The sequence below is a fragment of the uncultured Gimesia sp. genome (genome assembly GCF_963976445.1).
Lineage (GTDB): Bacteria > Planctomycetota > Planctomycetia > Planctomycetales > Planctomycetaceae > Gimesia.
Window position 1 is genome coordinate 37,083 of the sequence record NZ_CAXBKP010000012.1, and the last position, 13,240, is coordinate 50,322.

Here is a 13,240-nt window from a genome sequence, read left to right on the forward strand (position 1 = left end):
ACTGGATACAAAGGTGCGAATCTCTATTGGTGAAAATACTGATAGAGATTAAACTTGCGGCGATTAGAACAGATAAGTGGCTTTTCTGAATTCCAGCTCGCTCAGGATGTGGAAAGTCTCATAATTTCAATTACGTGAATGGAGTGGCAAAATGGAGTCGTTTGATCTGTCCGAGCATGGCATCAACGTGGAATGGGTTATGCGGAATCCCGATCCCTCGATTTTGTATGAAGAGGCAATTCGCTATGAGCCTGGTGCTTCGATTTCGGATACCGGGGCCTTGCTCGCGTATTCCGGCGATAAGACAGGTCGTTCTCCCAAGGACAAACGTGTTGTCAAACATAAAAGCTCGGAAGAAGATATCTGGTGGGGCGATGTAAATTATCCCCTCGATCAACATGCGTTTTATTGCAATCGGGAACGAGCCACCGATTATTTGAATATCTGCCCGCACCTGTATGTGATTGATGCGTTCGCCGGCTGGGACCCTGAATATCAGATTAAGGTCCGTGTGATCTGTTCACGGCCCTATCACGCGCTATTCATGCACAACATGTTGATTCGTCCGACTGAGGAACAACTGAAAGACTTCGGCAAGCCCGACTATGTGATTTACAACGCAGGCACGTTTCCGGCCAACCGTTTTACAACCGGCATGACGTCCAAGACCAGTGTGGACCTGAGTATTGAAGACGGCGAGATCGTGATTCTCGGAACCGAATACGCGGGGGAGATGAAGAAGGGTATTTTCACAGTGATGAATTACCTGATGCCCAAACGCGGGATTCTGTCGATGCACTGTTCGGCGACCGCAGATCGACAGACGGGCCGTTCTTCGGTTCTGTTTGGTCTGTCGGGTACGGGTAAGACGACGCTGTCTGCAGATCCTAAGCGTTATCTGATTGGCGACGATGAGCATTGCTGGACCGATAATGGCGTGTTCAATATTGAAGGGGGCTGCTACGCCAAGGCGATTTATCTTTCGCGGGAAAACGAGCCGGAAATCTTCCAGGCGTTGCGCTACGGTGCGGTATTGGAAAACGTGGTGTATGATGAATCGCATCATCATGTGGATTTCAACGATACCAGTTTTACACAGAATACACGTGGCGCGTATCCGATTGAGTATATGCCCAGTGCCAAAATTCCATGTGTTTCAGATCATCCCACTGATGTGATTTTCCTCACCTGTGATGCGTTTGGCGTACTGCCTCCGGTCAGCAAGCTGACTCCCGAGCAGGCCATGTATCACTTTATCAGTGGTTATACCGCGAAGGTGGCTGGAACAGAAATGGGTGTGACCGAACCCGAAGCGACGTTCTCTCCCTGCTTTGGCGGGCCGTTCCTGGTCTGGCATCCAGGGAAATATGCAGATCTGTTGGCAGACAAAATCAAGCAGTACAACGCAAACGTCTGGCTGGTGAATACCGGCTGGAACGGTGGGGCGTACGGCGTGGGGAATCGGATCAGCCTGCAGCATACGCGGGCGATTATCGACGCCATTCATTCGGGAACGCTGAATCATGCTCCGACCGAGGTCGACCCGATTTTCGGAACGGCGACTGTGACGAAGTGTCCCGATGTGGATGACAAGATGCTCGTGCCTCATACTTCCTGGGCCGATCAAAGTGCCTACAAAGCGACTGCGATTAAACTGGCCACCGCTTTTAATGAGAACTTTATGAAATATGCATCCGGTGTTTCCGAAGAAGTTCTCGCCGCGGCGCCGCGGGTATAAGCATTGGGAGATCACCTGGCAGGAGATTGTTGCCTGTCAGGTTGAATCTGAGTAGGTCTGTTTCTACCTCTGGTTTCTTTTCTGCTGCGCGGTAATGAATGAATTGCGCATCCCTGTGTGGTTGCTTGACATTTATACCATGATTTGTTCGAATTCGAAAAACGAATCAGAATAGAACAACAAGAAGGAAAGTGAAATGTCGAAGCTCAATCAAATCATTGCCGTTGCAAACGGAAAGAAGACTAAGACCACGCGTGAGATCACGGAATCATACAAGAAGGTTCAGAAGTCTGCTCTGTTTGAAGGAATCACCCGAACTTATCAGCCAATTGATGACGATGGGGAGACATTCCCTCCAGAAAAGAAAAACATTCAGTATTCCGTTCCTAAAGCCATCGAAGAGGTCTCGAAATCTCTGGCTGGTTTATTTGACACTGTAGCGACGCAGGATTGGGCGAACACCCAGGCCAAAGCCGATATTGTCGTTGATGATCAGACCATTTTGACCGATGTGCCTGTCACTTATATGCTGTTCCTTGAAAAGCAGTTACAGGACATTCAGACATTTGTTTCATCGTTGCCGGTACTTGATCCTGCTGAAAACTGGCAGTGGTCGGACGCCGCCAACTGCTATGGGAGCGAAGTCACGCAAACCAACAAGACAAAAAAAGTCTTGCGAAACCACGTGAAGGCGGAAGCGACCGAACACCATCCTGCACAGGTTGAGACTTACAGCGAAGACGTGGTGGTCGGAAAATGGAACACGATCAAGTTTTCCGGGGCGGTTCCGGCTACTGAGAAAAATGCAACACTGCAGCGAGTGGGGCGTCTGATCGATGCTGTGAAATTTGCCCGTGAGACGGCCAATATGACGGAAGTCACCTCGGTCGATGTGTCACGTCCGATCTTCGATTACCTGTTCCATACGACGGTGTCGGCTGAGTAAGTAACGGATTGCAAACGCCCCTGTATCTGGTATGATGCTTTTCAAGAGTCGCACTCGAATCGTAGAGTGCAAGATTTAGTATCAGACTCAAGCTGATCTGTTTGTTGCATCGAGTTGCAGGTTCGAGTCCTGCCCTCGCCACTTTGGAATGTTTCACTGGCGAGGTAGCCCAAAGGCAGAGGCAAATGTAGCGAACAAAAATGAAGTTTAGTTTATCACTCTAGACTCATTTGCACTGGTTGTTGTCTCGACTGCCGGAAGTAACTACTCGAAAATGCGAGTTCGATTCTCGCCCCCTTCACTTATGAGCGTTTATCAAGCGTGCCATTGACGTTTGAAATTTTGAAGGGGTGGACCTAATGGTAAGGTCGTTCGAGCGATAGATTAAACGATGGCTTAAACGGATACTGTCAACGACCAACGACTGAAAGTCAGTGCATCCACGCCCACCACGGGAAGGTTAGACCTGTGGTGGGCCCTTTTTTACCTCACGTAGAGCCTGTGGATTCGTCTTCAGCTCTGCAGAGCTGGTCAACGCGTTTGAGCAACGTGGGGATGCGAAACTCGCCGTGCATGGTGGTGATCTTGTGTTTTGCTTCGGAGAGTGGAATGCCGAGGGACGTGACAAATAACGGATTCTTACTTTCTCCCCGATAGATGTGGGTTTCCTCGGGGGTATCCGCGAAACGGGATTTGGCCACGCCGATCACGGGAGTCTGCTTGTTTAGTTGATGATAGAGATGCGCCCCTAGACCGGGGTGTTGGTCCTGTCCCAGCGTGACGAAGCCGTCGATAATGATGACATCCAGGGGACGGTCAATGTCGAGAATCAATTCCAGCAGACAGGGGAGTTCGCGTTTATAAAAATGGCCGGGTTCGTAGGGAGCGACCTGGGGAATGGTTTTTACCAATGAAGCTTCAACAAGATCTGATTCCCATTCCTGAAACAGAATACCTGCGACCTTCGCGGAATCATCATCACGATATTGTACGTCCAGGACCAGGTTCAAAATAAAAACTTTCATGAATGTGTTTAGAAGTGTGTCTGGCTGTGGATTTAATGCTGACTCATGCCATTCAGAAGCGAACCCTGTTATCATTGTAAAACCATTTTTACAATAATCCTATCGTCACCAGGGAGTTTGTATGTGGAATGTATCTTGCGAACCGGTTGTTGATCGTTGCATTCTCAGGTTCACTATTGAAGATGATTTTGAGCCTGTTTCGTATGCGGAAGTTCTCAGGCTTTGGCAACAGGACACGGACTTTTGCGCATGGTTCGTCTCCTTGCTAGCTGACTCTCCTTTTTCTGCATTTCGCTGGGAGACGCCGCCTATTTCGACTGCAACAGTCAACAGGCCATTTGAGTTTGTGTTGATTGACAGCCCGGGGCTGGCTGGTACTCCCGATGAACAGACATTTGCGGCGCACTTTCGAGATGTTCAAGAAACTGGAATAGTTGTATTTCCCAATCTGAGAGCGGATGCGACTCTGGTAGTGCCATGTCCACAGGTCGTGGCGACGGCCTATGGTCATCTGGCGTCATTTGTCCGGGATGCTCCCCAATCGCAGAACCGGGAGCTATGGAAAGCCGTCGGTGCTGCGATGCAGCAGCGGATTAGTGCGAAACCGGTGTGGTTGAGTACCGCGGGAGCCGGTGTCTCCTGGCTACATATACGGCTCGATGACCGTCCGAAGTATTATCATTATCAACCGTATCGAACCGTGGAATAGCCGGTCTTATCTGCTAATTACAGTTCTTTTACAAGTGACGCCAGCGCCTGTCGGACGTCATCGAGAGTACCGATGGCGACGAACACGCGAAAGGGATATTTGCCTGCGGGAATACCCTGTTGATTGCGCACGCGGAAGGCACAGTTCCATTTGACGACTTTGGCAGCCGTGAAGCGGAAGCGGCCGTAGCCGGCGTGTTCAAAGCCAGCGGATGGTTGTTCCGGAGAATACACGCCCATTGCGTAGTTGCCGTCTTTCGTGCTTAATATGACGGGCAGGTTCTGTTCGCCGGGACCATCGTCGATCGGTTTGATTTTTCCGGTTTCAGGGTTGAAGGTCCAGAATGTTTCAAACTCGGCGGGCATATAACCAGTGAGTGCTTCAAACTGGGCATAGGTGTGTTGTTCGCCTTTGGGAACAGTAAATGTGGCGAGATACTCAATGACATTAGCGTGGTTTTGATAGCCGATGCGCACGTGTTTGGAAAGCAGATGGTTCGAGAGAATTTTTTCATTCAGTGCGGGTCTGCCCGATGACTTTTGGCCAGGGGCTAACCAGTAAGCCATGCGGGTCGTGGTTTGTAATTCATTTTCTGTTGCACGGAGTGAAAGCAGCTTGCTGGATGAGGTCGGGCCGACGCCGTCAGAGCGGGAGCCGGCTTCGGTTGGGTTATAGCGTTCGGCCCAGAATTCGCCGGGCAGGCTGCAATCGAAGCTGGCGGCAGACTGCAGTTGCCGACCGTGATCAAAGCTGTCGATAAATTCTTTCCCGTTCCAGGTGAGGGAGTGGATCGCGCCCGCCAGACGATTGGTGGTGGTGATGACAATTTCGGAGTCACCTGCCTTGCGTCGGATCGTTGCATTGCCGTCAGGTGGTGTGTCTGCGAATCCTGCTTGAGCGAATCCGATCGCGCAGAAAAGAAACAATGAGGCTTGGATGAGGCGAACAGGCATGTTGAATTCTTCTTCTTGAGATGAATGGTTGTTTCTCCCTTGATTGTATTCGATCAAAGTCGGTTCGGGAATGGTTTGGTTGATTTGTATCAGTGAATTACTGGTTCCTGATGAACCAAAGAATCTGGTATTCCTGCCCTCAAGTCAGGATAATAGAATGGAGCAAAACTAAAAATACCAGCGTTGAATTTTCAGTAGATGGAGAGAAGACCGGAATGATTGGAAGAATGCAGGTGATCAAGGGGGCCTTGATACTGTTTCTGGTGACTCTGGTTTCCTCCCTGATCTTGCTGATTGTGATCATGCAAAACTCGTTTCGTGCGATGGGGGAGTTCTCTGATCTCTGGAATACATCGGACACGCTGGTGCATTATGTGAGTCAGTAACAGAAATGGCCTGAAGAATTCGAAGATCTGAATGAGACGTTCCCAGTCTTCTGACCGGGATTTAAAGCGAAAGATATGGTCTTGCTCAAAGAACAGGTCGAGGTAAATTTTAACATCCATTTCAGCAAGTCCCCCTTTAAGGAACTGAATATTATGAGTTTCGACATTTTTTTTCAAACCTCTCACCTCAGTGATCAGACTGAGGAAGCAGTAAATCCATTCACAGGAAAAGTGGTTCAAAAACCTGTTGGGGAAACGGTGACCAGTTCCGAGCGAGAGGCATTGCAGAAGTTGATTGCCTCGGCAGGTGCAGGCGATCCCAGTGAATTCGGGTGTTATGTCATCGATTTTCAAGATGGTCCTGGTCTGGAACTTTTCTTCGATGGTCTGTCAGGAAAAGACGAATTCGGTGGGGGAATGGCAGCGCTGCGTTCCTTGACACCGGAGTTGGCAGAGTTCCTATACTCGCTGGCGGATACGGGGAATCTGATCATGTTGGCTGCCATGGAAGAGAGTAGGCCGATCGTGACCTCAACCGCGACAGCAGAACGTGTTGTCTCTCGCTGGCCCGATGCGGTTGTGGTTTCATCCTCAGAAGAACTCTCTGCGATGCTGACTTCAGGATTTGATGGTTGGGATTCGTACCGGGATCAAGTGGTTGACGAATCATAAGTTCATGATGTATGAGACTTTGACGGGATGCTTTATGCAAATGGGAGCCGCTGATCAGCTTCAGCATGCTGGCGTCCTTCAAGTTGATCTCTCTTAGGGATTACTTTTTTTTTAGCGCGCATGCACTACGGAATTCCTGCTCGCTGCGATCATCCCGAATTGCATTCGTGACCACCTGGTTTTATCTGTTTTTGATTTTCATATCTTAAGGAGATACGATGAAATTCGATCTTTGTTGACAGGGGAAATTCAAATGAAAGAATGTCTCATGAAGTAGCAGCATACATAATTTGAATGCCGCTCGTGAATTACCACCAGCTCATGATTGTTTTATTCAACGGATTTGGACTCTTCGGGGTTTTCTAACTTTGCCAATTTTTTCTCGATTTGGTCAACTCTGACATAGGCAGAGAGACCGAACCCCCAACCTGTGATTGCAATCATCCAGATGGAAAATGTCATGCCGATTCCTTGTTGAATGGGTCTGCTGATTCATTGTGTGAGGAACCACAGTGATGTTTAATACGATCTTCTCAGAGTATATTCGAGAAACACCACATGTAAAAGAGACGAGTATTATTTTGCATTCAAGCTGCTGCAACAGTAGCTCGGAAGCAAAACAGTTTTACTCTGTTTCCGGAACGTAGACGACCTGACCGGTTTTGAGGCGGTAGGCGGTGCCCAGACGTTCGCCTTCTCCCTGAATTGAGCTCTGGCTGATGCGGGAGTGTTCGATGACTTTGCCTTTGCGACGGATGACTTCCATTTTGGACGTGCCCGGGTTTTTGAGAATGGTCACGTCCTGGCTTTGTAGCAGGTCTTCCAGGTGGAAATGCGAAACCATCGCTAGGAGTAACGCGACCGCGAAGACCATGGCTACATCAAACAGGTTAGCGACACTACTCAGCGGATCGTCTTCCTGTTTTTCGAGCAGGCGGCGGTGCCCGGTCAGTTTTCTACTTTGCTTCAAGGGCATGCTGGTTCGTCCGTTTTAAAGAAGCAAGACTTGATTCTAAAGCGAAGTCGGAGGCGGGTTCCGCTTGAATCAACTCATAGATGTATTCGATTTCGTTCAAGTCACGGGCATACCACTGGCGGCGGAACATCTGCATGGCATAACAGACGCCGCCGACAAACAGACCTAAGACTGTGGTGCTGAAGGCGACAACCAGATTCTGCGACAAGGCTTCGATATTTCCATCGGTGAGTCCTTTTAAGGCGGGGCCCATCGGAATGAGGGTGCCCATGAGACCCAGGATGGGAGCAGTACGAACTCCCAGGTTGATACGGGCCAGGCGGCCGGCAGCTTCGAGTTCCAGCTCCGAAACCAGTTTGGCCAGTTGTTCCGGGGAATTCAGGATCAAACGGGCACGGATTGCGAATAAAGCGAGCAGGCCGGGATAATTTGTTTTGTGGAAGAATTCTGAATTGGTGAGAGAGGTTTTAGATTTGTGCTCTCGCACGAATTCTGCCAACGCCGTTTCGTAAGTCAGCTTGCTGGAAGAACGCTGCATTGATTCGCGCAGAAAGCCGCCAAGTTCCATAAGTGACCAGATGACAAATCCGAGCAGTAACAGAATCACCGGGATCAGCAATGCCGTCGAAAGGGTATACAGGATTTCGATCAGGAAACTCATTCGCGTTTGATGTCCTTGTGCAGTTATTTTGAAGGAATGCCACGGCCGGCCCAGAAGCCGATGCCGACGAGAACTCCGCAGGTTAGAATTAACAGTAGGACCCAAGGGATATATTCCGCGGGAGCAGCGGGTTGAGGTTGCTCCTGTTCGGCCGGCATGAGTTCTTTGCCTTCCACCTGTTCTGTTTGATTTATATGCTGTTCGGTGTTTTGCTCTGCTTGTGCCAGTTGATTGGCAGTCGGTTCCCGAGGTGTGATCGACTCCTGTGACTTTTTCTGATAAGCGGCGAGCAGGGAATCCAGTTCTTTGCTACCGGGTGCACTGAGAACTTTCTCGACGAAGGCCTCCAGTTTTTTATTCCCGCCACCACGCAGGCCACCCCCTTCGCCGTGCCGGGCGACTGATTTGGCGTATTCGGTGGCAACTTCCAGCAGAGTTTCGGGGCTTGGTTTCCAGTAGTCTTTGCGGGCGGATTCCAAGAGGATTTCGGTGAGTTCCTGATAGGCGAACGGGTTTTCCGATTCGAACCATTCCTTAATATTAAGATTGCGTTTGTCACGAATATACGTATCGACGATTTCGTTCCAGGTTTCGTCGGTGACGCTGTTCTCACGCATGATCTTCCAGCCCATCGTGTTGGAAACGTGGACGGCGATCTGGTCGGCTCCCGCGTAACCTTCTTTCATCATGCCTTCGATCCATTTGCGGTTGAACAGCCGAACGCGGTAGTCTTTGCGAAGGGCGTCTTCGGCGTTGACCATGGATGCCTGATCGGGATCACGGACATCTGAGAAAAACCACTCAGGCTCTTTGCCGGTCAGGTGTTTGATGGCCAGAGAAAGGCTGCCCCCTTTGTACCAGTCGTATTTGTTCGAGAGAGGGCTACGTGTACGGTCGGACCAGCTGCGGATCAAAACTTCGGTACCCTGAATCTGTTTATTGTAGGTTTCGGGGGCATCTTCGCCCCAGATGCCATCGGTGTAGACGTGGCGGGAAAAACTGAGATAGGTATTCATCAATTCCTCACGCGTGTCCCATTCGCCCGAACGTTCGACGAGATAATAGTAGCCGGCAGACCCAAATTGGCCGGGTGGGCTGCCGAAGATGCGGGCTCGTGAGAGGCGTTCTGCTTTCTCGGGTTTGACGCCCTGTTGTTCCAGTTCCGCTTTCACCTGTTGGCTGTTTTTGTAGAGGATGTTATCGGACTCGTTTTGACTGGCAACGAGCCGAATGGCTTTGTCAATCAGTCGCATACGAGTGGGCAGCATGTCGCGGTAGTAGCCGAGTGCGGAGATGAAGACATCAACACGCGGGCGTCCCAGTTCGGCAGCAGGAATTAGTTTGAGGTCGGCGACCAAATTGCGTTCATCCCAGATCGGTTCGACGCCCATCAGGTAGAGAATCTGTGCTTCCATCACGCCGTAATCCTGAAAGGTAGCGAATGAATTCAGCGTGAAGGCGATTTTTTCCGGGTAGTGACCTTTGTCTTTCAGGTGCTGGGCTAATAACTGATCGACGAGTTGCTTGCCGATCTGCCAGGAAGGACGCGAAGGGACTTCTTCGGGATTCACTAAATACATATTGCGGCCAGTGGGTACGACGGCGGGATTGCGGTCGGGGCTGTTGCCGGGGCCGGGGGGGATGTATTTCCCGTTCAAGGCGGCAAGCAGGTTATCGACTTCGTTGTGCGTATGTGTGAAGGCTTCGTTTAAGGTTAACGCGAGTGCGAGACCTTTGGTGACTTTCTCGGGCAATTCGCCTGCAAGCGGTTTTTCCACAACGGACTGCACGGCTTCTTCTGGGGTGAAGCCTTGGTCTAAAAGCAGCGTGACGATCTCTTCCGATTTCTGGCGCAGGTATTTTTGTTTGTCGCCGGGATTCAAGGCTTCTTCAGGGGGGACTGCGACGACTTCATTTAAGGCGTCGCGGAATCGTTTGCCGAGACAAGTGACGATCCAGGGACACATCAGGTTGCGCGGTGGTGCTTCACCCAGAATATGCAGGCTGATGGGAGTCGTCTCATTGTGGATATCGTGCATGTATTCCAGGACGCGTTCGATTTGAGCAGCTGTTAAGAGTTGTTTTTCTTTGAGTGAGATTTTGAGATCCTGATGCAAGTTTGCTTTGAGGAACTGGTCGGTGATGGAAGCCCGGAATTTTTCTTTGAGGGCGCCCTCTTGCAAAACGACCCACTTGTCGATGTCGTTGTGCAGGTTGAGCAGTTCATCGGAGAGTTCCGCGTTCACGGAAGGGGGGACGAGGTGATTGATCAGCGTGGCATAAGCGCGGCGGCGGACGGGCGAGGATTCTCCCAGGTTGTTAATGATCCAGGGATTGATATTGGGAATAACGCCCATGATCATGTCGGACCAGTCAGACGAAGACAGGCCGACGGGTTTGCCGGGCAGGAGAAATTCAGTGCCATGCGTGCCGAAGTGAATCATAGCGTCAGCAGCGAATGCTTCCTGCAGCCAGAAGTAGGTCGCCAGATAATTGTGGGGCGGGGGGACGAGTTTGTTATGTACGAGTGAAGTGTCGTGGGCTTCCCCGCGCAGAGGTTGTGGAAGCAAAATGACGTTGCCGAGATCAATGCGCGGGACAACGATGAATTTTTCCCCAACATCTTCCCAGACAAGAAACTTGCCCGGCGGCGGTCCCCAGTGTTTGATGATGGCCTCGCGCTGCGGTTGAGGGACTTTTTCATCGAGCCATTTTTTATAGGCGGCGACGGGGATCAGGACTGCATTTCCACTGCGTGCGAGCCGGTCAAGTACGCCGGGCGCCCAGACGCCGATCTGGCGACCCTGGTTTTGCATCAATTCGATCAGTTCATCTTCATCTTGTGGAACACGGGAGAGGGAATAGCCGTCGGCCTTCATGCGGTTTAAGACGTTGATCAGACTGCGAGGGCCGTTCATAAACATGCCGGTGGCGCTGCCACGCATCAGCTCGGCTTTACCCATTTCCCGGTCATAGTACACGACAGCGATTTTCTTTTCTGCATTGGGCATGCGGGCGAGTTTCGTCCAGCCGATCGTGCGGTCTGCCAGATGATCAATACGGTCTTCGATCGGCGTGAAGGCTTCAGGACTGCCGCCGCCATGCAGTGTGCCTGAACCGATCTGGGGTTCGATGGCGCCCAGTAATTCCTGGCTGATGACGTGCAGCGCCATTTCATTGGCGGCAATGCCTTCGAGGTTGTTCTGCCAGTCTTCGATGGATTGCTTGCGGAAAAAGATCGAGTGCAGATGCGGGACGCCTAGCTTTTCACGAAACGTGCTGGACTCGCGACTGTGGCAGGTGTGCACGACTGCCTCGGGTTTAAACTGAAAAATGTTGGTTTCGTAGTCGGGGCCACCGTCGATCATGGCGACGGCGAGCACTCCTTTTTTCTCGAACTGTCGGACTAAGGCGTCGACTACTTTCGGTTGCTGAAAGGCCAGGTGTGTGGAGTGGACAGCGATCACGACGCGAGGAACATCGTTTGTTTCTTTCCCTTGTTCTTTGCTCCAGTTCAGAAATGTATCGGTGTCTTTGAACATGCCTTCGTGATCGGGGTGATACAGGCCCGTCAGGCGTGCGATCGTTTCTGCAGGTAGAATCGTTCCTGGTTGTTTAAGATAGTTGACATTTACATACAGCAGGAAACGGCGGAGATTTTCGGGTGAAGAACCGTAATAGCTTTTCAGTTCTTCATCGTGTTCGATGACTCCCTTTTGTGTGAGTAAGGGGAGATGTTTTTCCGCGAGTCCGGAGATGGAGATGATTCTCAAATTCGGATTTTGTTTTTGGCCAGCTGAGATTAACTTGCGGTAGTGATCGCGATCCTGACCACGAACGTGTTGAAAAAAGACGACCTGATAGAGGGAGAAGTCGACGGTTCCACTTGTCAATTGTTCGTCGGTGAAATAGTCGAGTTGCAGCTGATAGTCGTCTTCATAGCGTTTGAGGATTTCGAAGATTCCACCATGCAGGCCGATAAAGGCGAGTCGTTGAATGGTGGGTTTCGACAGGGAAATGGTTTGCGTTTTCAGAGCCGGTTTCGGCGCAGACAGGGGTGGTTCTGCCTGCAGTGGTGCGGCGGCAAGAATCAGGCTCAGGCAAAACCAATGAATGAAACGCACGTGTTGTCCTTCGAAATCTTCAGGATTGAAACTGGTATGAACTGGTTAACAGAAAGGCTTACTCGGGTTAAAATTCTCCAACAATTTCACCACCTTGTTTGGTGCCTAGTGCGTGGTAGACTTCAAGGCTAATATTTTCTGAGAGAAAATGGACCGAGCCGTCACACATCAGCAAGTGAGCGCCGCCGGTGTGTGCGCTGCGGGCGGCGTAATTTGTGCAACCATTATTGGGCGCGCGACAGTCAAGACGGGGATCGTTGGGACCGCGGTCTGTGCTGAACATATTGTTTTGAGGGTGTCCTCCGAGCCAGATGTTTCCCATATCAGAAGCATTGGGGGGAGAACTTTGACAGGTATCGATGTCGGATGCATCGGCACCGCTGGTGGCGATGTAGTTATCGTTCAAAGTATTGACGTCAAAGTCGCCTTTGAGAATTTCTCCGATGGCGATCGTATTCGATGTGCCATCTGTGATGTCTCTCATTTTTAGATAGGTATTATGGCCAAACACACCTGTGCAATCGGCGCTACGGCAGCCACATTCAATACCCTGATTGGCGAGGTAATTTGTGGGCGCCCAGTCGGGATTTACACGACCAACAGGATCGCTGGGGCAGAGAAAGACAACAATGTCAGTGCTGCCTGCCGGCTGAAAGGCAGGGTTCTGGCTGGCGGAGAGCGAGAGGTCAATCAGATTGAAATCGATTAAATTGTAGACGTTGGCCTGATCGATGTAAGGCAGGATGTAAGTCATCCAGCTGAACTGGTGCCGATAGGAGGGACCGTCATTGCCGGATTCCATGTGTCCGGGAGGGAACAGGCGGTGGGATGATTCATAGTTGTGGAGTGCGAGTCCCATCTGTTTGAGGTTGTTTTTGCACTGGGATCGCCGGGCTGCTTCGCGAGCCTGTTGGACGGCCGGGAGCAGGAGCGCGATTAGAATCGCGATGATGGCAATGACGACGAGGAGTTCTATGAGTGTGAAACCATGCTTTTGTTGCGTGTGGTTGACGTTTTTCATGTCTATCATATTTTCTTTTGAGTTCGGGT

Annotated in this window: 11 protein-coding genes; 5 read left to right on the forward strand and 6 right to left on the reverse strand. The window is 50.8% G+C overall.

What is annotated here, in order from left to right; genetic code table 11:
- The first annotated feature begins 151 nt into the window (after nt 1-151).
- Both pckA and AAC022_RS14660 read left to right on the forward strand, forming a co-directional pair.
- Nucleotides 152-1,738, forward strand: a complete 1,587-nt coding sequence (gene pckA / locus AAC022_RS14655) for a phosphoenolpyruvate carboxykinase (ATP) (RefSeq protein ID WP_339732058.1) — start codon at nt 152-154, stop codon at nt 1,736-1,738.
- A 196-nt stretch (nt 1,739-1,934) separates the two neighbouring features.
- Nucleotides 1,935-2,684 (forward strand): hypothetical protein, encoded by a 750-nt coding sequence (locus tag AAC022_RS14660; RefSeq protein ID WP_339732060.1) that lies wholly within the window; start codon nt 1,935-1,937, stop codon nt 2,682-2,684.
- A gap of 488 nt (nt 2,685-3,172) precedes the next feature.
- On the opposite strand, the gene AAC022_RS14665 is transcribed toward AAC022_RS14660, so the two are convergent.
- On the reverse strand, nt 3,173-3,709 hold the full coding sequence (locus tag AAC022_RS14665) for an endonuclease V (protein ID WP_339732062.1): 537 nt from the start codon (nt 3,707-3,709) through the stop codon (nt 3,173-3,175).
- A 262-nt stretch (nt 3,710-3,971) separates the two neighbouring features.
- Between AAC022_RS14665 and AAC022_RS14670 the strand changes: the two genes are divergently transcribed.
- A complete protein-coding gene (locus AAC022_RS14670; protein WP_339732064.1) occupies nt 3,972-4,418 on the forward strand; it encodes a hypothetical protein in 447 nt (148 codons plus the stop codon).
- Nucleotides 4,419-4,435: 17 nt separating this feature from the next.
- Here AAC022_RS14670 and AAC022_RS14675 read toward each other — a convergent pair whose 3' ends face one another.
- On the reverse strand, nt 4,436-5,371 hold the full coding sequence (locus AAC022_RS14675) for a hypothetical protein (RefSeq protein WP_339732066.1): 936 nt from the start codon (nt 5,369-5,371) through the stop codon (nt 4,436-4,438).
- Nucleotides 5,372-5,586: 215 nt separating this feature from the next.
- Here AAC022_RS14675 and AAC022_RS14680 point away from each other — a divergent pair, with 215 nt between their 5' ends.
- Both AAC022_RS14680 and AAC022_RS14685 read left to right on the forward strand, forming a co-directional pair.
- Complete coding sequence (locus tag AAC022_RS14680) at nt 5,587-5,757, forward strand: hypothetical protein (RefSeq protein WP_339732068.1); 171 nt, start codon at nt 5,587-5,589, stop codon at nt 5,755-5,757.
- Nucleotides 5,758-5,910: 153 nt separating this feature from the next.
- On the forward strand, nt 5,911-6,429 hold the full coding sequence (locus tag AAC022_RS14685; RefSeq protein ID WP_339732070.1) for a hypothetical protein: 519 nt from the start codon (nt 5,911-5,913) through the stop codon (nt 6,427-6,429).
- Nucleotides 6,430-7,054: 625 nt separating this feature from the next.
- On the opposite strand, the gene AAC022_RS14690 is transcribed toward AAC022_RS14685, so the two are convergent.
- The 4 genes from AAC022_RS14690 to AAC022_RS14705 all read right to left on the reverse strand — a co-directional run bounded on the left by AAC022_RS14690 (nt 7,055) and on the right by AAC022_RS14705 (nt 13,211).
- Nucleotides 7,055-7,405, reverse strand: coding sequence for a DUF2149 domain-containing protein (locus AAC022_RS14690; protein WP_339732072.1), 351 nt, complete (start codon nt 7,403-7,405; stop codon nt 7,055-7,057).
- Complete coding sequence (locus AAC022_RS14695) at nt 7,386-8,066, reverse strand: MotA/TolQ/ExbB proton channel family protein (RefSeq protein ID WP_339732074.1); 681 nt, start codon at nt 8,064-8,066, stop codon at nt 7,386-7,388. Before AAC022_RS14695 ends, AAC022_RS14690 begins: the two co-directional genes overlap by 20 nt.
- A gap of 23 nt (nt 8,067-8,089) precedes the next feature.
- Nucleotides 8,090-12,190 carry a cobaltochelatase subunit CobN gene (locus tag AAC022_RS14700; protein ID WP_339732076.1) on the reverse strand — a complete coding sequence of 1,367 codons (4,101 nt, stop codon included), beginning with the start codon at nt 12,188-12,190 and terminating at the stop codon, nt 8,090-8,092.
- Between the two features lie 67 nt (nt 12,191-12,257).
- Nucleotides 12,258-13,211, reverse strand: coding sequence for a DUF1559 domain-containing protein (locus AAC022_RS14705; RefSeq protein WP_339732078.1), 954 nt, complete (start codon nt 13,209-13,211; stop codon nt 12,258-12,260).
- Nucleotides 13,212-13,240: the final 29 nt, after the last annotated feature.